Origin of the sequence: Roseitalea sp. MMSF_3546, assembly GCF_030732865.1 — a bacterium.
Classification (GTDB): domain Bacteria; phylum Pseudomonadota; class Alphaproteobacteria; order Rhizobiales; family Rhizobiaceae; genus Roseitalea.
Genome location: NZ_JASHKB010000004.1, coordinates 102707 through 127429, shown reverse-complemented (window position 1 = coordinate 127429; position 24723 = coordinate 102707). Strand labels below are relative to the sequence as shown.

The 24723-nt window shown below is 67.9% G+C and carries 35 protein-coding genes; 27 read left to right on the top strand and 8 right to left on the bottom strand.

What is annotated here, in order from left to right:
• Positions 1 to 5 precede the first annotated feature (5 nt).
• The 4 genes from RBB34_RS05310 to RBB34_RS05295 all read left to right on the top strand — a co-directional run bounded on the left by RBB34_RS05310 (position 6) and on the right by RBB34_RS05295 (position 3174).
• A complete protein-coding gene (locus RBB34_RS05310; protein WP_306118154.1) occupies positions 6 to 425 on the top strand; it encodes a Na+/H+ antiporter subunit B in 420 nt (139 codons plus the stop codon).
• Positions 425 to 802 (top strand): Na+/H+ antiporter subunit C, encoded by a 378-nt coding sequence (locus RBB34_RS05305; RefSeq protein WP_306118153.1) that lies wholly within the window; start codon positions 425 to 427, stop codon positions 800 to 802. Before RBB34_RS05310 ends, RBB34_RS05305 begins: the two co-directional genes overlap by 1 nt.
• Positions 803 to 825: 23 nt before the next feature.
• The gene (locus RBB34_RS05300; RefSeq protein WP_306118152.1) at positions 826 to 2424 is read left to right on the top strand and encodes a Na+/H+ antiporter subunit D; all 1599 of its coding nucleotides are present in this window, start codon (positions 826 to 828) and stop codon (positions 2422 to 2424) included.
• Positions 2425 to 2736: 312 nt separating this feature from the next.
• The gene (locus tag RBB34_RS05295) at positions 2737 to 3174 is read left to right on the top strand and encodes a MucR family transcriptional regulator (protein WP_306118151.1); all 438 of its coding nucleotides are present in this window, start codon (positions 2737 to 2739) and stop codon (positions 3172 to 3174) included.
• 70 nt (positions 3175 to 3244) lie between these two features.
• Here RBB34_RS05295 and RBB34_RS19835 read toward each other — a convergent pair whose 3' ends face one another.
• A complete protein-coding gene (locus RBB34_RS19835) occupies positions 3245 to 3568 on the bottom strand; it encodes a hypothetical protein (protein ID WP_346432525.1) in 324 nt (107 codons plus the stop codon).
• A gap of 195 nt (positions 3569 to 3763) precedes the next feature.
• Between RBB34_RS19835 and RBB34_RS05285 the strand changes: the two genes are divergently transcribed.
• Entirely contained in the window at positions 3764 to 4231 is a 468-nt protein-coding gene (locus tag RBB34_RS05285; RefSeq protein ID WP_306118150.1) for a helix-turn-helix domain-containing protein, read from the top strand.
• On the top strand, positions 4221 to 5021 hold the full coding sequence (locus RBB34_RS05280) for a DUF6456 domain-containing protein (protein WP_306118149.1): 801 nt from the start codon (positions 4221 to 4223) through the stop codon (positions 5019 to 5021). Before RBB34_RS05285 ends, RBB34_RS05280 begins: the two co-directional genes overlap by 11 nt.
• Positions 5022 to 5050: 29 nt before the next feature.
• On the opposite strand, the gene RBB34_RS05275 is transcribed toward RBB34_RS05280, so the two are convergent.
• Both RBB34_RS05275 and RBB34_RS05270 read right to left on the bottom strand, forming a co-directional pair.
• Complete coding sequence (locus tag RBB34_RS05275; protein WP_306118148.1) at positions 5051 to 5491, bottom strand: SufE family protein; 441 nt, start codon at positions 5489 to 5491, stop codon at positions 5051 to 5053.
• A gap of 205 nt (positions 5492 to 5696) precedes the next feature.
• Positions 5697 to 6011 (bottom strand): DUF5330 domain-containing protein, encoded by a 315-nt coding sequence (locus RBB34_RS05270; RefSeq protein ID WP_306118147.1) that lies wholly within the window; start codon positions 6009 to 6011, stop codon positions 5697 to 5699.
• 341 nt (positions 6012 to 6352) lie between these two features.
• Here RBB34_RS05270 and RBB34_RS05265 point away from each other — a divergent pair, with 341 nt between their 5' ends.
• From RBB34_RS05265 to RBB34_RS05255, 3 genes are read left to right on the top strand one after another with little or no spacing between them, the layout of a single operon-like run.
• Positions 6353 to 7897 carry a HAMP domain-containing sensor histidine kinase gene (locus RBB34_RS05265; protein ID WP_306118146.1) on the top strand — a complete coding sequence of 515 codons (1545 nt, stop codon included), beginning with the start codon at positions 6353 to 6355 and terminating at the stop codon, positions 7895 to 7897.
• Entirely contained in the window at positions 7875 to 8780 is a 906-nt protein-coding gene (locus RBB34_RS05260) for a peptidoglycan-binding protein (protein WP_306118145.1), read from the top strand. The genes RBB34_RS05265 and RBB34_RS05260 overlap by 23 nt, the downstream gene beginning before the upstream one ends.
• A 7-nt stretch (positions 8781 to 8787) precedes the next feature.
• Positions 8788 to 9147 carry a DUF1491 family protein gene (locus RBB34_RS05255; protein WP_306118144.1) on the top strand — a complete coding sequence of 120 codons (360 nt, stop codon included), beginning with the start codon at positions 8788 to 8790 and terminating at the stop codon, positions 9145 to 9147.
• A 10-nt stretch (positions 9148 to 9157) separates the two neighbouring features.
• Here the strand turns inward: RBB34_RS05255 and RBB34_RS05250 are convergent, their stop codons facing one another.
• Entirely contained in the window at positions 9158 to 10075 is a 918-nt protein-coding gene (locus RBB34_RS05250; protein WP_306118143.1) for a hypothetical protein, read from the bottom strand.
• A gap of 81 nt (positions 10076 to 10156) precedes the next feature.
• Here RBB34_RS05250 and RBB34_RS05245 point away from each other — a divergent pair, with 81 nt between their 5' ends.
• Entirely contained in the window at positions 10157 to 10366 is a 210-nt protein-coding gene (locus tag RBB34_RS05245; RefSeq protein ID WP_306118142.1) for a hypothetical protein, read from the top strand.
• A gap of 7 nt (positions 10367 to 10373) precedes the next feature.
• Here RBB34_RS05245 and RBB34_RS05240 read toward each other — a convergent pair whose 3' ends face one another.
• The 4 genes from RBB34_RS05240 to RBB34_RS05225 form a co-directional block, all read right to left on the bottom strand.
• Positions 10374 to 10931 (bottom strand): hypothetical protein, encoded by a 558-nt coding sequence (locus RBB34_RS05240; RefSeq protein WP_306118141.1) that lies wholly within the window; start codon positions 10929 to 10931, stop codon positions 10374 to 10376.
• Complete coding sequence (locus RBB34_RS05235) at positions 10928 to 11515, bottom strand: DUF1214 domain-containing protein (RefSeq protein WP_306118140.1); 588 nt, start codon at positions 11513 to 11515, stop codon at positions 10928 to 10930. Before RBB34_RS05235 ends, RBB34_RS05240 begins: the two co-directional genes overlap by 4 nt.
• A gap of 77 nt (positions 11516 to 11592) precedes the next feature.
• Positions 11593 to 13683: a PBP1A family penicillin-binding protein gene (locus tag RBB34_RS05230; protein WP_306118219.1), complete on the bottom strand. Its 2091-nt coding sequence runs from the start codon at positions 13681 to 13683 to the stop codon at positions 11593 to 11595.
• 177 nt (positions 13684 to 13860) lie between these two features.
• A complete protein-coding gene (locus RBB34_RS05225; protein WP_346432524.1) occupies positions 13861 to 14439 on the bottom strand; it encodes a DUF983 domain-containing protein in 579 nt (192 codons plus the stop codon).
• Positions 14440 to 14460: 21 nt separating this feature from the next.
• On the opposite strand from RBB34_RS05225, the gene RBB34_RS05220 reads away from it, so the two are divergent.
• The 17 genes from RBB34_RS05220 (at position 14461) to RBB34_RS05140 (ending at position 24722) form a co-directional block, all read left to right on the top strand.
• Positions 14461 to 14853: a hypothetical protein gene (locus RBB34_RS05220; RefSeq protein ID WP_306118139.1), complete on the top strand. Its 393-nt coding sequence runs from the start codon at positions 14461 to 14463 to the stop codon at positions 14851 to 14853.
• Complete coding sequence (locus RBB34_RS05215; RefSeq protein ID WP_306118138.1) at positions 14753 to 16051, top strand: terminase family protein; 1299 nt, start codon at positions 14753 to 14755, stop codon at positions 16049 to 16051. Before RBB34_RS05220 ends, RBB34_RS05215 begins: the two co-directional genes overlap by 101 nt.
• A gap of 84 nt (positions 16052 to 16135) precedes the next feature.
• A complete protein-coding gene (locus RBB34_RS05210) occupies positions 16136 to 17299 on the top strand; it encodes a phage portal protein (protein WP_346432526.1) in 1164 nt (387 codons plus the stop codon).
• On the top strand, positions 17296 to 17682 hold the full coding sequence (locus tag RBB34_RS05205; RefSeq protein ID WP_306118137.1) for a DUF6107 family protein: 387 nt from the start codon (positions 17296 to 17298) through the stop codon (positions 17680 to 17682). Before RBB34_RS05210 ends, RBB34_RS05205 begins: the two co-directional genes overlap by 4 nt.
• Positions 17657 to 18346 (top strand): HK97 family phage prohead protease, encoded by a 690-nt coding sequence (locus RBB34_RS05200; RefSeq protein WP_306118136.1) that lies wholly within the window; start codon positions 17657 to 17659, stop codon positions 18344 to 18346. Before RBB34_RS05205 ends, RBB34_RS05200 begins: the two co-directional genes overlap by 26 nt.
• A 77-nt stretch (positions 18347 to 18423) precedes the next feature.
• Positions 18424 to 19644, top strand: coding sequence for a phage major capsid protein (locus RBB34_RS05195; protein ID WP_306118217.1), 1221 nt, complete (start codon positions 18424 to 18426; stop codon positions 19642 to 19644).
• Between the two features lie 99 nt (positions 19645 to 19743).
• A complete protein-coding gene (locus RBB34_RS05190) occupies positions 19744 to 20307 on the top strand; it encodes a phage head-tail connector protein (protein ID WP_306118135.1) in 564 nt (187 codons plus the stop codon).
• Between the two features lie 2 nt (positions 20308 to 20309).
• Positions 20310 to 20648 carry a phage head closure protein gene (locus RBB34_RS05185; RefSeq protein WP_306118134.1) on the top strand — a complete coding sequence of 113 codons (339 nt, stop codon included), beginning with the start codon at positions 20310 to 20312 and terminating at the stop codon, positions 20646 to 20648.
• A complete protein-coding gene (locus tag RBB34_RS05180) occupies positions 20645 to 20812 on the top strand; it encodes a hypothetical protein (RefSeq protein WP_306118133.1) in 168 nt (55 codons plus the stop codon). Before RBB34_RS05185 ends, RBB34_RS05180 begins: the two co-directional genes overlap by 4 nt.
• Positions 20802 to 21206: a DUF3168 domain-containing protein gene (locus RBB34_RS05175; protein WP_306118132.1), complete on the top strand. Its 405-nt coding sequence runs from the start codon at positions 20802 to 20804 to the stop codon at positions 21204 to 21206. Before RBB34_RS05180 ends, RBB34_RS05175 begins: the two co-directional genes overlap by 11 nt.
• A gap of 30 nt (positions 21207 to 21236) precedes the next feature.
• Entirely contained in the window at positions 21237 to 21650 is a 414-nt protein-coding gene (locus RBB34_RS05170) for a phage major tail protein, TP901-1 family (protein WP_306118131.1), read from the top strand.
• A complete protein-coding gene (locus RBB34_RS05165) occupies positions 21647 to 21973 on the top strand; it encodes a gene transfer agent family protein (protein WP_306118130.1) in 327 nt (108 codons plus the stop codon). The genes RBB34_RS05170 and RBB34_RS05165 overlap by 4 nt, the downstream gene beginning before the upstream one ends.
• Complete coding sequence (locus RBB34_RS05160; RefSeq protein ID WP_306118129.1) at positions 21963 to 22193, top strand: phage tail assembly chaperone; 231 nt, start codon at positions 21963 to 21965, stop codon at positions 22191 to 22193. Before RBB34_RS05165 ends, RBB34_RS05160 begins: the two co-directional genes overlap by 11 nt.
• On the top strand, positions 22186 to 22758 hold the full coding sequence (locus RBB34_RS05155) for a phage tail tape measure protein (protein ID WP_306118128.1): 573 nt from the start codon (positions 22186 to 22188) through the stop codon (positions 22756 to 22758). Before RBB34_RS05160 ends, RBB34_RS05155 begins: the two co-directional genes overlap by 8 nt.
• Positions 22759 to 22766: 8 nt before the next feature.
• Complete coding sequence (locus RBB34_RS05150; protein WP_306118127.1) at positions 22767 to 23381, top strand: TIGR02217 family protein; 615 nt, start codon at positions 22767 to 22769, stop codon at positions 23379 to 23381.
• Positions 23378 to 24274: a DUF2163 domain-containing protein gene (locus RBB34_RS05145; RefSeq protein ID WP_306118126.1), complete on the top strand. Its 897-nt coding sequence runs from the start codon at positions 23378 to 23380 to the stop codon at positions 24272 to 24274. The genes RBB34_RS05150 and RBB34_RS05145 overlap by 4 nt, the downstream gene beginning before the upstream one ends.
• The gene (locus RBB34_RS05140) at positions 24252 to 24722 is read left to right on the top strand and encodes an NlpC/P60 family protein (protein ID WP_306118125.1); all 471 of its coding nucleotides are present in this window, start codon (positions 24252 to 24254) and stop codon (positions 24720 to 24722) included. The genes RBB34_RS05145 and RBB34_RS05140 overlap by 23 nt, the downstream gene beginning before the upstream one ends.
• Position 24723: the final 1 nt, after the last annotated feature.

Sequence of the window (24723 nt, the reverse complement as noted above, 5' to 3'; positions counted from 1 at the left end):
GGGCGATGCGCACGGTCATCTTCGGTTCCATCGCTCCGTATCTGACGGCCCTGATGGTCCTCTATTCCATCTTCGTGCTGCTGCGCGGTCACAACGAGCCCGGCGGCGGCTTCATCGGCGGGCTGATCGCCGCCTCGGCCCTGGCGGTCTATGGCGTTGCCTGCGGCGTCTCGCCCGTGCGGCGCGCCTTGCGCTTTCATCCCATGGCGATCGCCGGTTTCGGCCTGTTCATCGCCGCCATGGCGGGCATGTTCTCGCTGTTTGCCGGCGTGCCCTACATGACCGGCCTTTGGATCTATCCGACGGTGCTAGGCGTCGAGCTGAAACTGTCGACCACGCTCATCTTCGATATCGGGGTCTATCTCGTCGTGGTCGGCACCATAGCCTCGATCGCGCTCGCCCTCGAGGAAAGGGATCGCGGCTGATGGAAACGGCCATGGCATTTCTCGGCGGGCTGTATTTCGCCGTCTCGATCTATCTGATGTTGTCGCAATACATCATCCGCATCCTTCTTGGCGCGGCGCTGTTTTCCAACGGCGTCAATCTGACCTTGTTCACCATGGGCCGCATCACGCGCGAGACGCCGCCGCTGATCCCGCCCGATGCCTATGTCGGCACGCCCGACATCGCCAACGGTCTGCCGCAGGCGCTGGTGCTGACCGCGATCGTCATCGCCTTTTCGCTGTTTGCGTTTCTGCTGGTCCTGGTCATGCGCTCCTATCAGGAACTGGGCACCGACGACACCGAGGAGATGCGCCGCGCCGAACCGCGCGACGAGCCGGTGCCGCCGCTGGGCTACTGAGACAAGGGACATCGAGCACCGACATGGCCGAAACGGCAAGACCACAGATCGTGCTGTCCGATGCGCTCGTCATGCAGACGCCGCCGCTGGCCGACTGGCTGGTGGTCGCCCCGCTCGTGCTCGGCTTTGCCTTTGCCGCGCTGTGCCTGATGACGCGCAAGAACACCGCCGGCCAGCCCGCCCTGGCGCTCACCGGTCTGGCGCTCATGCTGGCGAGCAAGATCGGCCTTTTCGTCCATGTGCTGACGTCCGGCACGGTGGTCATGGCGATGGGCCGCTGGCTGCCGCCATTCGGAATCACCTTCACCGCCGACATGCTGGGCGCGACACTGGCGCTGGCAACCGGCATCGTCGGGCTTGCCGTGGGCATCTATGCGGTGCGCGAAGCCGACAACACCGAAAGGCGCTACGGCTTCTATCCGTTCCTGCTGATGATGCTGGCCGGCGTCGCCTGCGCCTTCCTGACCGGCGACATCTTCAACCTGTATGTCTGGTTCGAGGTGCTGCTGCTGGGGTCTTTCGGTCTTCTCGTGCTCGGCTCGCGTCCCGAGCAGCTTGACGGCGCCACCAAATACGCCTTCCTCAACCTGGTTGCCACGACGCTCTTCCTGGTTGCCGTCGCCTATGTCTACGGCCTGTTCGGCACGCTCAACATGGCCGACATCGCCCGCAAGGCCGCCGAAATGGACCAGGTCGGCCCGCGCCTGACCATCGCCGCGCTGTTCTTCTTCGCCTTTGCCATGAAGGTGGCCGCCTTTCCGCTCAACTTCTGGCTGCCCGCCTCCTATCACACGCCGCGGATCGCGGTTTCGGCGGTCTTTGCCGGTCTGCTGACCAAGGTCGGCGTCTATGCGCTCTTGCGCATCTTCATGACCATCTTCCCGGGCGACCGCGTCGACCTGGCCGTGGCGATCGGCGTGGTGGCGGCGGCAACCATGATGCTGGGCGCGCTCGGCGCGCTGGCGCAGACCGACATGCGCCGCATCCTGGGCTATCTCGTCATTTCCGGCATCGGCATCATGCTGGCCGGCCTGGCGCTCGGCAGCGCGACGGGCCTGTCCGGCACCGCCTTTTACACCGTCCATTCCATGATCGTGATGACCGCGCTCTATCTTCTCGTCGGCGTCGTCGGCGCAAAGACCGGCACTTTCGATCTGGCGCGCGCCGGCGGGCTGTACACGCAGATGCCCTGGCTGGCGGCCATTGCGCTGGTTCTGTGCCTGTCGGTGGCCGGCCTGCCGCCACTGTCCGGGCTCTGGCCGAAGATCTATCTGGTCAAGGCCTCCATCGATGTCGGCGTCTGGTGGCTGGCGGCGGCGATCCTGGTCTCGGGCCTCGTGACGACCATCGCGCTCATGCGGCTCTTCACGCTGGCGTTCTGGCGTCCCTCCCAGTTCGAACCTGGCGAACAGGGCGTTATCGGTCAGGCAGGCACGATGGGCCGGTCCGCCTACCCGATCCTGATCGCCCTGACGGCCCTGACCGTCATTGCCGGCGTCTATCCCGAGCCATTCATCAAGGTTTCGGACAGAATAGCCTTCGAGTTGATGCAGCCCACGGGCTATATCGATGCGGTATTCGGGGACGGGACGGCGACGACGCCTGCGCTCACTGTTCAGTAGCGCAATCGTGAACACGCATTGCAAGGTTTAGTACAGGGCGATCTATTTTTTGTAATCGGCCGTTCCCATATGGGGGAAGAATGCGGCGCGCGGGCAAGTCAACAAATGTGTACAGCTTGCCGCATTTGTTGCGCGTTCAGGTTGTCGCCGGTCGTCTTGCTGGCATGATAACCATGGCGCATGCGAGCTGTTCTGCCTGTTGCAACTCTACTATTAATGGGCTATTGAACACTCGATATCGCTTAAGTTTGAAAGTGAAGCCTGCAAGCGGTCCAAATTTCCAATCTTCAGAAGACAAGAAGGGGTTATCCGTTGGAAACCGATAGAAAACACGACACCGATTCCAGCCTGCTCGTCGAACTGACGGCTGAGGTCGTGTCCGCCTATGTGGGCAACAATCCGGTTGCTGCGGGCGATCTTCCGACTCTGATCTCGCAGGTGCACAATGCACTGGGCAAGACGACGGCAGGTGCCGAAGCCGAGCCGGAAGCCAAACCGACGCCGGCGGTCAATCCGAAGCGCTCGGTGACGCGCGACTACATCATCTGTCTTGAAGACGGTAAGAAGTTCAAGTCGCTCAAGCGCCATCTGATGAGCCATTACGGTCTGACACCGCAGGAATATCGCGAGAAGTGGGGGCTTCCCGCCGATTATCCGATGGTGGCGCCGTCCTATGCCGAGCAGCGCTCGAAGCTTGCCCGCAAGATGGGCCTGGGCCGCAAGCCGGGCGCACGCGCAAAGAGCAAGTAGCCCGCCGGCCCCCGGTTCGTCTTTTCGCCGCTGTCTGCCCGACGGCCGCATCGGCCAGGCGCGCAGGCCGCTATGGATGCCTGCGCGCGCTTTGCCGCGGCCGACGACCGGCTGAACCATCGGGGCCGGCGCGGTCCGCGCCGGCGGCGAGCATGCCGCGCAGCCGGTCGCGCGCCGCTTTCAGGGCAATATGGCGGTTGAGGCTGTAGCTCCAGTGCCGGGCCAGGCCCTTGTTGCGCTCGCGTGCAAGGTGCCGCTCGACGATCGTCAGCCATTGACGCTTGCTTGCAGCGGGCGCGTTCTCCAGCCTGCCCGGCTCCGTGTCCGTCATCCGGCGCAGCAGCCAGTCCACGTCCATGGTCACCGCCCGGTTGGGTTCGTTCGGCCGTTCCATCGTCTTGCCACCCCTTCGCTTCGTGCCGCGCGACGATAGGCGGGCCTTCGGCCGGTTCGATAAGTTCGGCTCGTCCCCGCATGCATCCGCCGGAAAACCTCGATATGTCATGGCGCAAGCCGAAATAGGACCAAATTCCTATCAAACCCGTCGCGACCTGCTATAAGAAAAAAATCCTCAAACGCGGAGGTCGCAATGCACAGACTGGACGACATGATCGCCCACCGCTTCCGTCGCCTCATGCCCGAGGCTGTGGTCGATGATGCCGGCGAGCTCGACTGGAACGGTCGGGACTGGCGCGGGCCGGACCGCAGGCCCCTGTCGCAGGAGGAGACGGCGGCCCTGTGCGATGGCGTGATCGACCTGATGGCGGCGCTGTTTTCGGTCTGCGGGCGACAATTGCGATCGCCAGAACGCAGCGGCAAGCCGGTCGCCCGCGTCCGGCAGATCGGCATGTATATCGCTCATGTCACACTCGGCCTGCGCATGGTCGATGTTGCCGCCGGCTTCGGGCGCAACAAGAGCACCGTCGTGTATGCATGCCATCTGATCGAGGATCTGCGCGATGACGAGGAGTTCGACATGATCGTCGCAATGGCCGAGCGGGTTGCGCGCATCGCCTTTTCCATTCCGCCGGTGCTTGGAGCGTCCAATGAGCGATAGTCGGCAAAGGCGCATCACACGGCTGGTCGGCGCGATCGCAGGGGCGGGGCCGGCACGCATCGAACCGACCCGCAGCGCCGCCAGGGTTCTCCTGCGGCTGACCGACGGCCGAGCCCTTGCATGCGACACCGAGATGGTGACCGAGATGGTTCGCGCGGGCTGGCTCGATCGCGCCCCTGGCGGCGAGTGCGGCAGTTCCGTTGTGGTCGTGACCGAGGATGGCAGGTCCTTCCTGAACCGGATGAAGGCGGACGGGGATCATGCCGGCCAGCACCGCGACCTGCGCCGCGTGCCCGGCGCGCCCGCCCTCGTCAATGCGGCCGAATCGCCGCTTGCGCGACTGGCACGAACCCGCCATGGCCAGGCGCTCATCGACGAGGACCTTTGCGCGGCCGGCGAAAGGTTGCGTGCCGATTTCGAATTTGGCCAATTGCGTCAGAAGGTGACCGCGTCATGGGATCCCGCGCACACGGTTCGCGCCGGCGCCGCTTCGGCCGCCGGGGCGGCCGATCTCGGCGACCGGGCGCTGGACGCGCGCGCCCGGCTGCACGCGGCGCTCGAGGCGGTCGGCCCGGAATTCGCGGGCGTGCTGATCGATGTGTGCTGCTTCTTGAAAGGGCTCGAGCAGGTGGAAACCGAACGCGGCTGGCCGCGTCGCTCGGCCAAGGTCATGCTCGCGGCGGCCCTGCGAGCGCTCGACCGCCACTACAACCCGCCGCCGGCGCCCCGCCGCAGCGGAACGCGGCACTGGGGCAGCGCCGACTATCGCCCCGATGCCATGCGCCCCTGACCGGTCCGGCAAGGTCCGGGCAGACCGCCTCACAGGGCGGCGCGGGCCTCGGCCTTCATACGGTCGACCATCGAGCGCAGGCCGTTGGAGCGTTGCGGCGTCAGGTGGCTGTCGAGCCCGATGCGCCGGAACAGCGCTTCGGCGTCGAAATCGATGATCTCGCCGGCCGGTTTTCCCGAAAGCGCGCTGACCATGATCGAGGCGAGCCCGCGCACGATATGCGCGTCCGAGTCGGCGCGGAAACCGACGCGATGCTCGCCCGCCTCCGACCCGTTGAGGCGGTCGGCAACCAGCCATACCTGGCTGACGCAGCCCTGCACGCGATTGGCCTCGCTGCGTTCCTCGTCGGTGAGTTCAGGCAGTTCGCGGCCCAGCTCGATCACATAGCGATACTTGTCCTCCCAGTCCTCGAGCAGGTCGAAATCGTCGATGATCGCGTCGATGTCGCGGGCCATGGTCGTGTCGGTCATCAAATCCCAATGCGCTGTTGTTCGCGTTTCGGCCACATCGCGCAGATCGGTGATGCCGCGCCTGTCGCCTCTTGAATCAAGATATGGCCGGCGGCGGCCAAGCTCAAGGCAACAGGTGCCACGCGCCCCTGGCAATGTCGCCTTTGGCGGCAGCAGGATCCCCGGCCGTGACGGCCGCGTGTCGTCCGTGCGCGCCGATGCTCCGCTATGGCTGCGGCGTGCCGGAAGGCGCCGCGTCGAGCACGACCCCGCGTGCGATCGCAAGACCTTCCCTGGCCCGTGCCAGTGTGGCGTCGGCCAGGGCCCGGCCGCTCTCGCACACCATGGGCTGGCGATGGCAGATTTCGCCCAGATCCGATGTCAGCCCGCCGGCCAGTTGCAGCGCGGCGATCGACGCCTCGGTGCGGTCGAGGGTCGGCGCCTCGGCCGCCGCTTCGGGCGCCGGCGTCGAAACGAAGCTCGGCAGCGCGACCAGCGCCACAAAGGCCCAGAAGAAAGTCCGCAGCAGCAATCCGATCATGGCATTTCCCCACGCCACCCCTTGCCGCCATAATGCGCAAAGGGCCAACCCGGCCCTATCTTGGCACCGCCGCATGAAGACCGGGTCGCAACGAACGGGCGCCTTTGACAGACATTTGCATCAAATTCGACGCGCGTCGAAGACCGTGGCGATTCTCGCCGGTTAGCACCTTTGCGACTTCGTTAACCATAACACGCAAACCCCCGCCGGCCCGGCGCCGGTGGCCCCGCCATGCACTGTTGGGAGTGCTGCATTTATCCATTCGTAAACGCTCGCATGGGATTGTCCCGGTGCCGCCGATGCCCGGCGGCATGTCGGAAAGTGTGCCGGTGCGTTTGTTCATGCCCTCGATACGAAAGCCGTTCGCTCCGCTTCTCGCCGGTGCGAAAGGCGCATGGCTGTCGTCTCCGGCCGGACCGCATCGCCAGCGCCTTGCCGCGAACTGGCGCCCGGCCACCGTGATCCTCGCCATGCTCCTGGCTGCGGTCTGCGCCGGTGCCGGTGTCTATTCGCTGGTCTTGGGCGCTGAAGCGGCCCCGCCGGCCGCGGCGCTCGCCGCGCTGATTTCGGCGAGCCTTTTCGGCCTGGTAGCGCTGGCTGCCCTGCATCTGCCCGAGCCCGTGCGGCCCGCCGCTGCAGTGCCCGCCGATCCGCAGCCGCCCGCCCGAGCCCCCGCCGAGACGCTGGCATGCGACGCCGATCAGCCCGCCGATGCCGAAACCCTCTTGCTCGACCGCAACGGCCGCGTTGCCCGGGCCGGTCCCGACCTGGTGATTGCCGCCGGCGAAGCGCTGCTCGACCGCATCCATGTCGGCGACCGGGTTGCCTGGCTGCAAGCCCTTTCGTCACTGCGCGCCGGCGACTGCGAAAGCGCCAGCGTCCAGTTGCGGATCGATGAGTCCGATGGCCGCACCCGCCAGAGCTTTGCGCCCGCGCGCATTGCGCTTCAGGCGATGCCCGGCGGTCGCGTCCGGGCGAGGATCGCCCCTGCGGCTGGGCACCCTGGCGGCGAGCGCGGGGATCGCCCCGCCGCTTCCACCGAATGCGACGGCGAAGCCGGCCCGGAAGGCGAGCGACGCCATCTCGCCATGGTCAGCCATGAACTGCGAACCCCGCTCAATGCCATCATCGGCTTTTCCGATCTGCTGCGGCGCGGGGAGGCGGCCAGTCTTCCGGCCGGGCGGCGCGACGAATATGTCGATCTCATTCATGGCGCGGCGATGCATCTGCTGGGCATCGTCAACGCCATCCTCGATGTCGCCAAGATCGAGGCGGGCCAATACAGGATCGTCCCGGAGACGTTCGATCTCGCCGAAACGGTCAACGAGGCCGTTGCCCTGATCGGGCCGCAGGCCGAAGCGAAGGCCATTCATCTTAATGTGCGGCCCGCCGCGCCGGACATGTTCGCCATCGCCGACCGGCGCGCCGTCAAGCAGGTGCTGATCAACCTGTTGTCCAATGCCGTCAAGTTCACGCCGGAACAGGGCTGCGTGACGATCGATGCATCCGTGGGCGCCGACGACATGATCCTGACGGTGGCCGACACCGGCATCGGCATCAGCGCGGCCGATCTTCAGGCGTTAGGCCTGCCCTTCCGCCAGGCCGACAACGCCTATACCCGGCAGTGCGAAGGCACCGGTCTTGGACTGGCTCTCGTCAAGGGCCTGGTCGAGTTGCATGGCGGCAATGTCCGGATCGACAGCCAGCCCGACATCGGCACGAAGGTGGCGGTCACCATACCGGCCGCGCGCGGCGGCCGCGAAACCGGGCATGGCGAAGCGGCCCAACCGCCCGCTGCGGCAGACGCGCCGGCCATGCGCGCAAGCAATGACGATAACGAGACGACCAAGACGGAGGGCCGCGATGCGTCGCGACGAACTGGCTGACATTGACGACGATGGCGGCTTTCTTCACGCGGCGACACGGGCCCTGGGCGCAGGAATTGCCCGATATCCGGGCCGCTTTGCCGCCGGATCGCTTGCCTTTGCCGTCATCGGCTATGGAACGGTCAACGCGCTGGTCATGCAGGATGGCCCGCACCCCTCGGCCATTTTCGAAACGCGGGGGCAGGACGGTCCGGCGCGGCACGGCCATGGCGCGGACGCCGCACCGGCCGGCACCGGTCGCAACGTCACGCGCATCGTCTTCGACGATCAGCCGGCGCGCAGGCCAGAGCGCGCACCGGTTGCGGTCGAGCGGATCGTGATGCCCGAACCGGCTGCCCCCGATGCGCGCCCGCGACAGGCCCAGGCCGAGCCGATCGTCGAATTGCAGACGATGCTGGGCGAACTGGGCTTTTATGGCGGCGCGATCGACGGCATAAAGGGCCCGCAAACCCGCGCGGCGGTCGATGAGTACAAGCACAGTGTCGGCCTGCGCGGCATCGAGTTGACCACGGAAGAGCTGCTGACCAGCCTGCGCAACAACACCATGGTGACCGCTGCGATTCCCCGCCCGCGTCCCCAATCGGCCGGAGGCGAGCCGGTCCAGCCCGCCCCACCGATCGCGACGGTCGAGGAACTGCCCGTGCCGGCGAGCGCACCGGCGCCCGGCGACGGCGCGAGCCCGACATTGCCCGATCGGCGTGTCGTCAAGGTGCAGGCCGGGCTCAAGGCGTTCGGAAATGACAAGATCGCCGTCGACGGCATCGCCGGCGAGCAGACCCGTGCGGCCGTGCGCGAATTCCAGGCCCTGTTCCGCCTTCCCGTCACCGGTGAGATCGACGACGCGCTCGTCGACAAGATGGTGGCCATCGGCCTGATCGACTGAGGCGGACGTGGTCGCCCGGCTGACGACGACGATCTTCGTTGCCGCGCTGATCCGCCGGGTGCAGGCCGGCGGCGGCTTCGCCTATGTCGCCCGGCACGGCAATGACGAGGCCGGCACGCTGTTTGTCGCCTTCCACCGCGCCGAAGACGGTCGATACGATCTGTTCCAGCCCGCCCCGCCGGACCTCTCCGGAGCCCGCGACACGGTGGCGCAGGCCCACATGTTCGTGCCCGGACCGTCCGTTTCCGACGCTTTGGCCTTGCGCGATTTCGCCGAGCGCGAGGCGCGCTTTGATCCCGATTTCTGGCTCGTGGAGATCGAGAACTGGACCGAACCGGTCGACGCGCTGATCGCGCTGGCAAGTTGAAGCGACAGCCTCAGCCCGCGCGCGAAAGACGCTTCGGCCTGCCGGCAACCGCGCCGGGATCATTGGCGACGCTCACGTGCAGCCATTCGGCCACCGCGAGCTCCTCGAGCTTGAAGGAGCGCACCCGTTCGGCCGCGGCGGTCGGCGTGATCGCGCCATAGCTCTGCCGGAAGCGTGCCTGCACCTGCGGGTCGCGGGCGAGATCGCCGGCAAGGCCGCTGAAGACCGCAGTCGCCATCGCCTCGTCGAAACCGATGAAACGCAGCGCGAACAGCATGTTGCGCGAGGTCGGATCCTCGCAAAGGACAATCGCGCTTTCCATGGAAAGGCCGGTGGCGTCGGCAAGGGCCGTCGCAAACAGGGTCCTTTTGCCGCTTGCGGCGAACTCGGTCATCTCGGCCAGCGCTTCGGCATCGGCCGGCGCCGGCACGGCTTCGGCATGCGCAGGCGGCACTTGCGTTGCCGTCTGGCGAAGCTCGAGCGCCCGATCCGTTGCCGGATCGTCGAGCGCGCGCAGCGCCTCGATCACGGACGACGGCAATGCGTTTCGGCGGGCGACGGCGCGCGAATGGGCGCCCGCGCCGTGGCGGGCCAGGATCTCGAGCGCCATCGCCTCCTCGATTGCCGGCGAGTGCGCGATGAACGGTGCGGCGACATCGCCGCGCACCCGATGGCAGATCAGCTTCACGAGGGTGCGCGGCGTCGTCGGCAGCGGCGCGAGCAGGCCGATCAGCGTTCGCTGGCTGTCGAAATCGAGCAGGTCGAGATTGTCGGCGACCAGCCGGTCGATGCGCGCCATGTGGGCGGCCGAGGGGCGTTCCATGCGGGCGAAGTTCGCCACGCGTTCACACAGCATAAGGGCAAGGCGTTCGTTGCGCATGGCGGCACTTTGCGGCAAGCGGTCGATGCGGTCGCGGCTCGCCCTCATGCTAGCGGCCAACAATTAGCAATGCGTTAACCATAAGCTCTCACTCTTGCGGCGGCTGCAACAGGCACGAAGGGGGCACCGATGGCCGATATTGTTGCATTGGCGGGGTATCGTCACACGGGCATGCGCGCAACCCGGTCCGCACGCGCGCGTGAGGCCCGATGCGGTTCGGCGAAGGTCCTGTTCTTCACCGGCGTGCGCCGCGAGCCCTTGTCGGGGTTCGCACCGGACAACGCACCGGGCCGCGGCGGATCGGACAAGACGCCGGGGCGCGCGGCCGGCTCACGGTGAGCCGGGTTCAGAACGTCAGCGTGTCGCAGGAAATGGCCTGCACGAACGATTCGGCAAGCTGCGTCCAGCTGCGGTCCGGCACGAAGACGCGAACGATCACGAAGCCTTGCGTGTCGCGGGCCGGTACGATGACCGAGTCCGTCAGCACGCTCGGCGTGTTCTGCCGGACAAAACGCAACTGACGGTCGTCGACGATGGCGAAGTCGAGCAGCTGTCCGGCCGTCAGCCGGTCATTGCCCGAAGCGTAGCTCAGGGCAAGCGAATCGTAGATGGCCGCGGTCCACAACGGCGCCTGGACATCGGCATGGATCCGCATGCCGCCTTCGCTGATATCGTACCGGCACACGACCTGGCGGAAATACGGATCGAAGCGGCTCACGAGCCGGGCAAGGCGCGGATCGTCGCCCTCGCCGTTCATTTCGACGGGCTGGTTGATCGTTGTCGCAGCGACAATGGCGTTCCAGGCACTGTTCTGGGAATAGCGCGGCAGCAGGAAGACGATCGCCAGGTGCACGACGCTCGCGCCGACAAGGCCGATGACGATCGCATATATGAGCCGGATCATGACCGACACTCCATCCGCCGGATGGTCGGCATGGACAGTTCGGTCAGCGCCATCGCGCCGGCGACGGTGGTATCGTAGAGCGTGAGCACGAAGCGGATCGGACCGCCATGGTCCAGATGCAGCCAGTTGCCGGTCTGCGCGGTGTCCGAGACGGTGATCACGAATTCGCCCTGCTCTTGCGGCCGAACGATGGCGCGGCTGTGCGTGCGCGCCGTCAGGCCCGGCGGTGCGACGATGTCGCGGCCCGCCGCATCGGTCATGCGCAGTGTCCACAGCCGTGCCGAGGGCACGCCTCCCTCGATCCGGTAGGCGCAGCGCCCGCTGAGCGCACGTCCCCCAAGGTCGATGCCGGCGGTGAAGGCAAGCCCCTCGGAGTCGCCCAGCGACAGCTCGGTGCGTCGGGCGGCGCCCGCCATGGCATAGGGGTCGGCCTGCCGTGTACCGGCATCGGGATAGGCGGTCCAAAGGCCGAGCGTGAGCGCGCCGAAGCCGGCGAAATCCCGTGTCGTTCGTTCGGCCGTATAGGCTCCCAGTCCCAGCGCGATGGCCATGGCGATCAGCATGGTTGTCAGGTCGCGGATCATCGGCGCATCGGTTTCAGCGTCGCGCGGACGCGGGCGGGGCGGGTCGGCGCAGGTCGATGCGGCGGCGCGTCGGGCGATCAGCGCGTTGCGGCAACTTCCTGCTCTTTCTCGGACAATTCGGGCAGGTTCGCCAGCTTGCGGTCGAGCGAGGACAAAAAGCGCACGCTTTGCTCGGACAGCACGAACATCTCGAACGGGGCGCCGGCATCGTCCTGGGCGACCTCAACCGACGGCTCCGGGCTTGCCGGGATCGAGTCCTCGACGCCGGCGAGCGGCGCCAGATCGATCCCGCGATGGGCATAACTCATGATCCGCTGCCATGTCTGGGCGGGCAGCCGGCCGCCGGTGAGCCGGTTGGTCGGCGTGTAGTTGTCATTGCCGTACCAGACCGCGGCGGTGAAATTGCCCGTATAGCCGGAGAACCAGGCGTCGCGATAGGACTGCGTGGTTCCGGTCTTCCCGGCCACCTTGATGCCTTCCAGCGCGGCGCGGCGACCGGTGCCCCATTCGGTGACGTTGACCAGCATGCGATTGAGCGTTTCGACCTGCTCGGGCGTGAAGATCTGCTCGGTGCGCGGCGCGTCGCGGCGCCGGTCGTAGAGGACCTCGCCCGATTGCGCCCGGATCTGCGTGAAGCCGTGGCGCAGGCCGGTCACGCCGCCCGAGGCCAGCGAAAGATAGCCCGTGGCCTGGTCCATCACCGTCATGCCCGATGTGCCCAGCACCATGGTGTGGTGCGAGATCACAGGCGATTCCACGCCCATCTTCTCGGCCAGCGAAACGATGGGCGAAGTGCCACCCAGGTGGTCGCGGGCCAGCTTGACCGGCACCGTGTTGATCGATCGGGCAAAGGCGGTCGCCAGATTGACGCGGCCGGCAAAGCGGCGATTGTAGTTCTGCGGCGACCAGCCGCGCCATGTCACCGGCTCGTCGCGCACCACGGTCGTCTCGTCCAGTCCCGCCGAGATCGCCGCCGCATAGACATAGGTCTTGAACGACGAGCCCGCCTGGCGCTCGGCCGAGGTGGCGCGGTTGAACTGGCTGACGCCGTAGTCGCGCCCGCCCACGATGGCGCGCACGGCGCCGTTGTTTTCGATCAGCACGGCGGCCGACTGGCTGACATTGTATTCCTGGCCCTGCTTGCGCAGGAAGAACTGGATGGCTTCCTCGGCGCCGCGCTGCAGATCCATGTCGATCGTCGTGCGCACGATCACCGAGCGCGTCGGCAACCTGTTGTCGATGATGAAGTCCTTGACCTCGCCGAACGCCCAGTCGAGGAAGTAGTCGGGGCTGTCATTGGCCTGCCGCAGCACCACGTCCGCCGGCTCGCGCCGCGCTCCGGTGACCTGGCCTTCGGTCATGAACTCGGCCTGTACCATGTTGGTGAGCACCTCGTTGGCGCGGCCGCGCGCCGCCGGCAGATCGATATGCGGGGCGAAGCGGGCCGGCGCCTTGAACAGCCCGGCCAGCATGGCCGCCTCGGCAAGCGTGACGTCGCGCACGTCCTTGTCGAAATAAAAGCGCGCCGCGGCCGCAACGCCGAACGTGCCGCCGCCCATATAGGCGCGGTCGAGATAGAGCTTGAGGATCTCCTCCTTGGTCAGATTGGCTTCCAGCCAAAGGGCGAGGAACGCCTCCTTGATCTTGCGCTCCAGCGTGCGTTCATTGGTCAGAAACAGGTTCTTTGCGAGCTGCTGGGTGACGGTCGACCCGCCCTGGACCACGGAATTGGCCCGCACGTTCTCGGTCATCGCGCGCACCAGCCCGACGATGTCGATGCCGAAATGGTCGAAGAATCGCCGGTCCTCGGTCGCCAGCACGGCCTTGATCAGATTGTCCGGCAGTTCCTCGATCGGCACCGCGTCCGAATGCAGCACCCCGCGCTGGCCGACCTCGCGGCCATAGCGGTCCAGAAAGGTGACGGCGAACTGCTCCTGGCTTTCCCAGTTGCGCGCCACCTCCATCGACGAGGGAATGGCCAGCGCCAGCATGATCAGCGCGGCCGCCGTGCCCAGCGTCATCGCCTCGCCAAGTGCCTCGAAGATCGCCCGGTTGAAGCCGTAGGGACGAAAGCGGCGAAAGAAGATCGTCACGCCGTCCCAGAATTCGCCGGCCGCCAGCCGCGCATTGTACAGCCCCGAATCGATGAAGGCGTCGACCTCCATCATCGCCGACGGCGACGTCTTCTCCGTCGGCTTGGAATCGTGCTTTGCGCCCGGCTCGCGCTCGGGATTGTCGGAATCGTTCATGGCTGCCTGCCCACCAGACAATGCCGCGCAACGCGACCGGTTGCGCCGCCCCGGGGCTTCTTGCCGGAATTTGCCCCGGCGGGCAACTGCAACGGTCTATTGGCCGCGGTTTTGATGGATGTTTGGTTTATCGGCCCATACCCCTTCGCCGGCCTCGTGGCGATATTGCTGGGCGATCATCCAGCCCTTGAGCGGGCGCAGCGGCAGCACGCAGAAGATGACCAGCAGCGGCAGCGTCAGGAGCGCGTTCAGCCACAGGGGCGCGCCGGCGCCGACCTCCATCCACACGGTAAAGGCCGCGACCGGTATGCAGGTGAAGCAGATCACGAAGAAGGCCGGCCCGTCGCCGGTATCGGCGAAACCAAGGTCGAGCCCACAATGCGGGCATTGCGGTTTGATCTTCAAAAAGCCGGTGAAGATGCGGCCTACGCCGCAGCGGGGGCAAAGCCCGCGCGGGCCGGTCTTCAGCGGATCGAGCGCGGGGTACGCGGCCGGAGCCGGCGAGCGGTCAGAATCGGACATGGAAAAAACGGCCTGAAAAAAGGTGCACGGCTCTAGGAATTTATTCTTGACACCGTCACGGTGCTCTGCTATCAATGTGCCATAATCGAAAAACTGGATCGATAGGGCGCCCTGCCGCAGCTTCGGCGGGCGGACGTGGCGACCGGTCCTCATTCCTCGAAGAAACGGGTATCCTTGGCAGGTTCCGAACACGAGACCGCGCCGGCCGGCGGCGGTGCGCTGTCGCGCGATCTGGTGGTCAGCATGGCCGAGACGCTGTCTGTGCAGGCGGGCCGTCTGCTCGATCAGGCGCGTGGCGCCGACACCTATCAGAAGCCGGTCGTCGAGGCCATCGTCACGGTCGGTCGGGCCGCCGATGCCCTGGCCGGTCTGGTCAAGCGCCTTGCGCCGGAGGCCGGCGAGGCATCGGGCGCGGACGATCCGGCCGAGATATCGGCCTTTTTTGCGGCGGTTGAAGAACGCATCGATGAGCGAAGTGAAGAACGCGCCCGCGCCATGGTATCGGCGGCGGGCGAGCGCGTTTGTCCGGCGTGTGGCGCTGCGCTGCGGCCCGCTGGTCCTGCGTGAGGCGCAAAAGCCGCCGCGCGATGCAAGCTGGACGACATGGCTGCTGCTGGGCGGGCGCGGTTCGGGCAAGACGCGCGCCGGCGCCGAATGGGTGCACCATGTCGCAAGCGCGGTCGCGCCCTATGCCGCCGCCATCACCAGCCCGATCGCGCTGGTCGGCGAGACCATCGCCGATGTGCGCGAGGTGATGATCGAGGGGCCGGCGGGCATTCTGGCCTGCGCCGCCTATAACCGGCCGGTCTACGAGGCGACGCGCCGCCGGCTGGTCTGGCCCAACGGCGCGGTGGCCCAGGCCTATTCGGCGCATGATCCGGGCAGCCTGCGCGGGCCGCAATTTGCCGCCGCCTGGTGCGATGAACTGCTCAAATGGCCCGATCCGCGCCATTGCTGGGACATGCTGCAGTTCGGCCTGCGCCTTGGCCAGAGGCCGCGGCTGATCGCAACCACCACGCCGCGGCCGCTCAAGCTTCTGGCCGAACTGATGGCCGACGGCGCCACGGTGACCACACGCATGCGCACCGACGACAATGCGCACAATCTTGCGCCGTCCTTTCTGGAGGCCATGAAGCGCCGCTATGCGGGAACGCGGCTGGGTCGGCAGGAGCTCGATGCCGAGATCATCGCCGAACGCACCGGCGCGCTGTGGTCTCGGGCCCTGCTCGACGGCTGCCGCGCCGGCGTGCCCGCGGATCTGCGGCGCGTGGTCGTCGCGGTCGATCCGCCGGCCACCAGCAAGGCGACCTCGGATGCCTGCGGCATCATCGTCGCGGGCCTGGCGCCGGACGGGCGGATCGTCGTGATCGGCGATCACACCGTCGAGGCGGCCGGGCCGCGCCAGTGGGCGGGGCGCGCCGTGGCGGCCTATCACGCCGCGCGCGCCGATGTCCTGGTCGCCGAGGTCAATCAGGGCGGCGACATGGTGCAAAGCGTCATCGCGACCGTCGACGACACGGTGAACGTCAAGCCGGTGCGCGCCCATCGCGGCAAGTGGCGGCGCGCCGAACCGATCGCCGCGCTCTATGAACAGGGGCGGGTGGCCCATGCGGGCGTGCTCGCCAGGCTCGAGGACGAGATGTGCGATTTCGGGCTCGACGGGCTCAGTTCGCACCGCTCGCCCGACCGGCTCGACGCGCTCGAATGGGCGATTGCCGAACTGGTCGCCGAGCGGCCTGGCCGCCCGCGCATCCGCGGTATCTGACCAAGGGAAACCGACATGACACGATTGCCACGCTGGCTTGACGGCCGGCGCGAACCGGCACGCGCGCCCGACCATCGCGCGGCCATGCCGCCGGCGACGAAAACCGCCGCGTTTCAGGGTTTCGTCGCCATGCAAACCCAGCTCGACGCGGACTGGACGCAGGCCTCCTTCGCCGCGCTCGCCCGTCAGGGCTTCATGCGCAACCCGATCGTGCATCGCTGCGTGCGCATGATCTCCGAGGCCGCCGCCGCCGTGCCCTGGCGCATCCATGACGGCGAGAGCACGCTGCCCGACCATCCGCTCGCCGCCATCATTGCCCGGCCCAACGCGCACCAGTCGCACACCACCTTCCTGGAGACCGCCTACGGGCACCTGCTTCTTTCGGGCAATGCCTATGTCGAGCGGTCCGAGCCGGTCGGCGGGCGCGTGCATCTGCACTGCCTGGGACCCGACCGCGTGCGCTTCGAGCGCGATCATCGCGGCTGGCCCGTCACGCTGGTCCACGAGGTCGGCAGCCAGAGCCGGCGCATCGCGCTCGACGCCGATGACGGTGCCTGCCCGCTCCTGCACATGGCCCTGTTCAACCCGCTCGACGAGACCGACGGCTTCGCCCCGCTCGAGGCGGCGCTGACCGCGCTCGACGTGCACAACGCCGCCGCGCGCTGGAACAAGGCGCTGCTCGACAACGCCGCCCGCCCCTCGGGCGCGCTGGTCTACGCGCCCGGCGACGGCTCCAACCTGACACCGGAGCAGTACGAACAGCTCAAGCGCGAACTCGAGGAGGGCTATTCGGGCGCCATGAATGCCGGGCGGCCGCTGCTGCTCGAAGGCGGGCTCGACTGGAAGGCGATGGGCCTGACCCCGCGCGACATGGATTTCATCGAGGCCAAGAACGCGGCCTGCCGCGACATCGCGCTCGCCTTCGGCGTGCCGCCCATGCTGCTCGGCATTCCCGGCGACAATACCTATTCCAACTATCAGGAGGCCCAGCGCGCCTTTTTCCGCCTGACGGTGCTGCCGCTGGTTCGCCGCACGACAGAGGCGTTTGGCCACTGGCTCGGCCCGCTCTTCCCCGGATCCGTGCGCATCGGCTGCGATCTCGACCGGGTCGAGGGCCTGGCCGTCGAGCGCGACGCGCTGTTCTCGCGGCTCGAGGCGGCCTCCTTCCTGACCGATGCCGAAAAGCGCGTGGCCGTCGGCTATCCGCCGGTGCCCGATCACGCCGAGACCGGGAAGGATGCGCAATGAGCGAAATCCCCGCCAATGGCAGCCTTTGGCTCGCCAAGGCCGTCGGTGCGGTCGCCGGTTCGGCGATCTCGCTGGCCTACCTTTTGCCGCACACCCGCCGCGAGGCCGCGATCCGCTTTCTGACCGGCGTCGCCGCCGGCTTCGTCTTCGGCACCACGGTGGGCGTTGCCATCGCCGACCGCTTCGGCATCGCCGAGGTGCTCAGCGAGGTCGAGACCGTGCTGATGGGCGCCGCGGTGGCTTCGCTGACGATCTGGTGGGCGCTGGGCGTGGCCATTCGCGCCGCCGACCGGCGCACCGGTTCCGACGCGCGCGCGACCAGGGCATCGCGCAAGACCAGGGGACAAGGAGACGACGATGACGAACGCGCCACCCGCAGCTGACCCGATCGAGCACAAATTCGCCGGCACCGAACTGGAGACGGTCAGCGAGACCGGCGTGTTTTCCGGTTATGCCAGTCTCTTCGACACGGTCGATCTGGGTCGCGAGGCGGTCGTACCCGGCGCGTTCGCCAGATCGCTTGCCCAAAAAGGGGCGGCCGGCATCCGCATGCTGTTCCAGCACAATCCGGACGAGCCGATCGGCCACTGGATCGAAATTGCCGAGGACGCGCGCGGGCTGAAGGTGCGCGGCCGGATCAACACCGCCGTTGCCAGGGGCCGCGAGGTGCTCGCCCTGATGCGTGCCGGCGGCCTGGACGGGCTGTCGATCGGCTTTCGCACTGTGCGCGGCAAGACCGATCCGGCGACCGGCATTCGCCGCATCATCGAGGCCGATCTGTGGGAGATCTCGATCGTCACCTTCCCGATGCTGCCGCAGGCGCGGATCTCGGCCGTCAAGCGGGCTGCCGCGCTGCCCACCAGGCGGGATTTCGAACGTTGGCTCGTGCGCGATGCCGGGCTGACCCGCAGGCAGGCCCGGATCGTCATATCCAAGGGCTTTGCCGCACTTGACGGCGCGCGCGAGGCCGCCGCGAGCGAAACCAGTGCCGGGCTGATGCTCGCCGAGACCATCCGGCGCGCCGCCCGCCACCTCCATCCCCATTAAAGGAGCTTCCCATGAAGCAGCACACCGCACCGCCGCGCGCACCGCGCGTCAAGGCGGCGGCGCCGGCCGCCGCGCCGATGCCCGCCAGCCATGCGCAGGACGTCGCCGAGGCCTTCGACGACTTCATGCGCGCCTTCGAGGCGTTCAAGACCGCCAATGACGAGCGCCTGCGCGAACTCGAAAGCGCGCTCGGCGAGGACAGCGTCACCGCCGACAAGGTCGACCGTATCAACAACGCCGTCGACGAGCAAAAGCGCGTGCTCGAGCGGCTCATCGCCAAGGCGGCGCGCCCGCCGGCCGGCGGGTCGGCGTTCGGGGCCGTGCCCAGCGAACACAAGGCGGCCTTCGAGCGCTATGTGCGCAAGGGAGACGAGACGGCCCTGCGGCGCATCGAGGGCAAGGCGATGTCGATCGGCTCGGGTCCCGATGGCGGCTATCTGGTGCCGCCGGAAACCGAGACCGCGATCGCCGGCCGGCTGCGCGACCTGTCGCCCATGCGCGCGCTCGCCACCGTGCGACAGGTGACCGGCGCCACGCTAAAAAAGCCGTTTGCAACGACCGGCCCCGAGGTCGGCTGGGTCGGCGAGACCGCCGCGCGCCCCGAGACCGACACGGCGACCCTCGCCGAACTGTCCTTTCCCACCGCCGAGATCTACGCCATGCCGGCGGCGACCTCGGCGCTGCTCGAGGACACGGCCGTCGACATCGACCAGTGGATCACCGCCGAGATCGAGGCGGCCTTCGCCGAGCAGGAGGGCGCCGCCTTCATTGCCGGCAACGGCACCAACAAGCCCAGGGGCTTTCTCGACTACACCATGGTCGACGAAGGGTCCTGGGCCTGGGACACGATCGGCTACATCCCCACCGGCACCGATGGCGACCTGCCTGCGGCCGATGCGTCCGACGTATTGCTCGAGACCGTCTATGCGCTCAAGGCCGGCTATCGCCAGAACGCCAACTGGATGATGAGCCGCAAGACCCAGGCGGCAATCCGCAAGCTCAAGGACACCGATGGCGACTATATCTGGAAGGCGCCGGCGACCGCCGACCAGAAGCCCTCGCTCATGGGCTTTTCGGTCTATGAGGCCGAGGAAATGCCCGCGATCGGCTCGAACAGCTTGTCGATGGCCTTCGGCGACTTCGCCCGCGGCTATCTGATCGTCGACCGGCGCGGCGTTTCGGTGCTGCGCGATCCCTATTCGGCCAAGCCCTACGTGCTGTTCTACACGACCAAGCGCGTCGGCGGCGGGGTGCAGGACTTCGACGCCATCAAGCTGATCAAGTTCGGCGTGAGCTGACCGGCGGGGACGCTTTCCCCCGCCGATAGCGCCGAAGCGGGCGGCCCGGTCCGCCTCCCTGCCGGGCCGCCCGCCCATTTACCCGTCAAAGGATTGGACATGGTTCTGAGCTTGCTCGTTCCGCCGGCCGCACCGCCCGTGACGCTGGCCGACGCCAAGGCGCATCTGCGCGTCACCCATGACGGCGAGGATACGCAGATCGCCGAACTCGTCGATGCCGCCGCCGCATTTGTCGCCGAGGATGCCGGCGTCGCGCTGGTCAACCAGACCTGGCGGCTGTCGGTCGGCGATCCGCCGGACGGCCCGGTCTGCCTGCCGCGCCATCCGGTCGCCGCGATCGCCGCCGTCACCGTCTACGATGCCGACGGGAACCCGGCCGTGCTCGACGGCGCGCAATATACGCTTGACGTGATGCGGCGTCCGGCCCGGCTCGGCCTTGAACCCGGCGCCGTTCCCTCGCGCAGCAACGGCATCGAGATCGATTTCGTCGCCGGCTTCGGCGACACCGGCGCCGACGTGCCGGACACGCTGCGCCGGGCCGTGCTGTGCCTGCTTGCCCACTGGTACGAGTTTCGCGGCGTCTACTCTGCGCGTGACCAGCCGGTCTCGGTACCCATGATCTATGCGCGGCTGACGCGCTCCTGGCGTCGGATCGGCGTGTGACCATGAACAGCGTTCACATCGATCCGGGCCGCCTGCGCACGCATGTGCGGCTCGAGCGGCACGCGCCCGTCGCCGACGCCTATGGCAGCCACGCCGACGCCTGGTCGCCGGTTGCAACGCTCTGGGGCGCCATCGAAGCGGTTCGCCCCGATGCCGCCCTGCGCGCCGGCGACGACGAGCAGGTGACCGATGCCGTCGTCACCGTGCGGGCCGACCCGCACATCGCCCCGGCCATGCGCCTTGTCGCCGGCACCGACATCTACACCATCAGGACCGTGCACGATCCGGACGGCACCGGCCGCTATCTGCAATGCGCGGTCAGCCAGGAGCCGGGCGCATGAGCGTGACCGTCAGGACCACCATCGCCGACCTGATCGCCGCGCTGCGCGTGGCGACCCATGCGGCGGCCGACCGGCAGTCGGCCGACCGCGCCGGGCGCGATGCGCGGCGGCAGGACGACCCCGACAGGCGCGGCGCGGACGAGGACACCCGCCATGATCGATGATCTGCACCGCTGGCTGTTCGCCGTCCTGGCGGCCGATGCCGCCCTCAAGTCCGATCTTGGCGATCCGGCGCGCATCTACGACACGGTTCCGCCCGGCCGCGCGCTGCCCTGCCTGATCATCCGCCGCATCGAGGCGACCGACTGGAGCACGGCCGACCTTGCCGGCGAAGCCTTCATCGTCACCGTGCACGTGTGGTCGCGCGAGGACAGTCGCGCCGAACTCTATCGCATCGCCGACCGGGCCCAGGCGGTCATCGATGCGGCCGACCCGCTTGCCGGATCGACGCGCATCGTCCTCGCGAGCCCCCTGAGCAAGGCGTTCCGGCGCGAGCGCGACCAGCACGCCTTTTTCGGCCAGCTTCGGTTTCGCTTTCTGTGCGAGCCGGCGGCCTGATCCGATCAACACCAACGCACGGAGTCCCAAATGGCGGCGCAACGCGGCAAGGACATCTTGCTGAAGATTTTCGATACGGCCGGGCAGGTGTTCGTTACCGTCGCCGGCCTGCGCACCAAGCGCATCGGCTTCAACGCCCAGAGCGTCGATATCACCGACGCCGAATCCGCCGGCCGCTGGCGCGAGCTTCTGTCGGGCGCCGGCATCCGCCGCGCCTCGCTTTCGGGCAGCGGCATCTTCAAGGACCAGGCATCGGACGCGCTGGTGCGCCAGGCCTTCTTCGACGGCACGATCCTGCAATGGCAGGCCGTCATTCCCGATTTCGGCACGCTGGAAGGCGCCTTCGCCATCACCGCGCTCGACTATGCCGGCAATCACGATGGCGAAGTGACCTTCGAGATCGCGCTGGAATCGGCCTCCCAGCTCACCTTCGGAGCACCGTGATGCTGGTCAATCGCAGACGCGGCGAGATCCTCGCCCATCTGGGCGGCAAGGACCGGTGCCTGTGCCTGACGCTGGGCGCGCTGGCCAGGCTCGAAAGCGCCTTCGGGGCCGAGGACCTCAACGCGCTCGGCGCGCGCTTCGCCTCCGGCCGGCTGTCGGCGAACGATCTGATGGTCATCATCCATGCCGGACTGGAAGGCGGCGGGCACAGCCTTACGCTCGAAGACGTCGCCGAGATGCAGGTCGAGGGCGGGCTCGCCGGCTATGCGGCCATCGTCGGCGAATTGCTGACCGCGACCTTCGGCGGCGACGATGAGCGCTGAGCGCGCGCCATTTCCCTGGGCGATGACGATGCGCTTCGGCCTGGGCGTGCTCGGGCTTTCACCGGCCGATTTCTGGGCCATGACCCCGCGCGAGATCGCCGCGGCCATGCGCGCCCACGAACGCCGCATCGTCACACCGCCCGACCCGGCGTCCTTTGCCGCCCTGAGGGCCGCATTTCCCGATGCCGCGCCGACCCAAGGAGCCAACGGCCATGACTGACCAAACCTACACCATCGGCGTCGACTGGGATTTCAGCGGCGCCGAGCAGGCCTTCAAGGCGCTCGAGGACCGCGCCCGCGGCTTTGCCTCGACCATCACCAACGCGCTCAAGGGCGCGGTCATCCAGGGCCGGTCGCTGGAGGACACGCTGCGCCGCATCGCGCTCGCCTTTGCCGACAGGGCCCTCGATGCCGGGCTCAAGCCGCTGCAGACCATGCTCGCCGGGCTCGGCACGCGTTTGTTCGGCGGCCTTTCGGGCGTGGTGCCCTTTGCCAGCGGCGGCGTGGTCGGCGCCGGCACCGGCACGGGCGGCGTGATCGCCGCGCCGACCTATTTCCCCCATGGCGACCGCATGGGCCTGATGGGCGAGGCGGGACCGGAGGCGGTGCTGCCGCTGCAGCGCACGGCCGACGGACGGCTCGGCGTCGCCGCTCAGCCCGGTGCCGCCGCAGCGACGATCGTCGTCAACATCGCAACGCCCGATGTCGCCGGCTTCGAGCGTTCGCAATCGCAGATCACCGCCGCGCTCGCCCGCGCCGTCGCGCGCGGCCAGCGCGGGGTCTGAGCATCGCCATGACGACGCCCTTCGACGATGTGACCTTGGCGGTGCGCCAGCCCTTCGGCCTGACGGTCTCCAGCCGCCGGCCGGTCGACGTGGTGGCGCTCGCTTCGGGCCATGAAAGCCGCAACGCGCGCACCGCGAACGCGCTGCGCCGCTTCACCATTCCCGTCGGCCCGCGCCCGGTCGCCGAGATCCGCGCGATCCTGACCTTTTTCGAGGCGCGCGGCGGCCCGCTCAAGGCCTTTCGCTTTCGCGATCCGCTGGAACATTCGACGGCCTTGGGCGGCGGTGCGCCGACCGCCCAGGACGTCGCGCTCGGCACCGGCGACGGCGCAACCACCGCGTTCCAGCTCGCAACCCCGTCCGGCCGCGCCATCACCAAGCCCGAGGCGGGAACCGTTCTGGTTTCGGTCGACGACGTCGCGCTCGCCCCGGCCGATTTCGCCGTCGACCCGCTGACGGGCATCGTCACGCTCGACGCTGCGCCGGGGCAGGGCGCCATGGTCAAGGCCGGTTGTCGTTACGACCTTGCCGTGCGCTTCGAGGCAAGCGCGCTCACCGTCGCCCGCACGACCGCCGAGACGGCCGAGATGGAGGATCTGGTGCTGCTTGAGGTGCCCGCATGAAGCCGCTGCACCCGGACCTTGACGCCCATCTGCAATCGGATGCGACGACGGTCTGCCTTGTCTGGATCGTCACGCGCGCCGACGGGGTCAAGCTCGGCTTCACCGACCATGACCGGACGCTCGAGGTCGATGGCGTCGCCTGCGCGCCCGCCACCGGCTTCACCGCCGGCGCCGCCGAGGCTTCCCTCGGCCTGAGCGGCGACATGAGCGATGTGGCGGGCGTTCTGTCCTCGGCCGCTGTCACCGAGGCCGATATTGAGGCCGGCGTCTATGACGGCGCGCAGGTGGCGCTTTACCTGGTCAACTGGCAACACGTGCACAGCGCCTCGCTGGTCAGGCGCTATCACATCGGCGAGATCACGCGGCAGGGCGAATCGTTCCGTGTCGAACTGCGCAGCCTCGCCGCCGCGCTCGACCAGCCCAAGGGGCGCTACTACACGCGCCATTGCGATGCCGAACTGGGCGATGCGCGGTGCGGCGTGAACCTGTCCGTGCCGCAATTCAGCGACACCGGCGCGGTCGCCGCGATGATCGATCCGCACACGATCGAACTGACCGGACTGACCGCGTTCGAGACCCGATGGTACGATTTCGGCACGTTGCGCTTCGATGGCGGCCCGCGCCAGGGCGACACGGCCGTCATCGCCACCGCGCGGCGGCCCGACGGCACCGGCGCGGTGCGTCTTGTCATGCAAAAGCCGGTCGGCGATGCGCCCGTCCCCGGCGATCCGGTCACCGTGTTCGCCGGCTGCGACAAGGCGTTCAGGACCTGTCGGCTGAAATTCGCAAACGAGGCGAACTTTCGCGGCTTCCCGCACATGCCGGGCGATGATCGCGCACTCACCTATGTCGGCGGCGAGGAGGAATTCGATGGCGGCCCCATCGTTCCCTGACGGCGAGCCGCCGCGCGCGGCCATCATTGCCGCCGCCCGCCGCTGGCTCGGCACGCCCTACCGACACCAGGGCGCGCGGCTGGGCGTGGGCGCCGATTGCCTGGGCGTGGTGCTCGGCGTCTGGCGCGAGGTGTACCGAACCACGCCCCGCCACCCGTCCGGCTATTCGCCCGACTGGGCCGAGGCCGCGCGCGGCGAGCCCATGCTCGGCTATTGCCGCGACCAGATGCGCGAGGTCCCGACAACGGCGCGCCGTCCCGGCGATCTGGTCGTCTTTCGCTGGTCGGCCCATGTGCCGGCCAAGCATCTGGGCGTGCTCGTCGCAGCCCAGGCCATGGTCGAGGCGCGCGAGCGTCACGCCGTCTCGCTGACGACGCTGACGCCCTGGTGGACGCGCCGCATTGCCGCCGTCTTCGCCTTTCCCCCGCTTGCAACGATCGGAAGCTGAG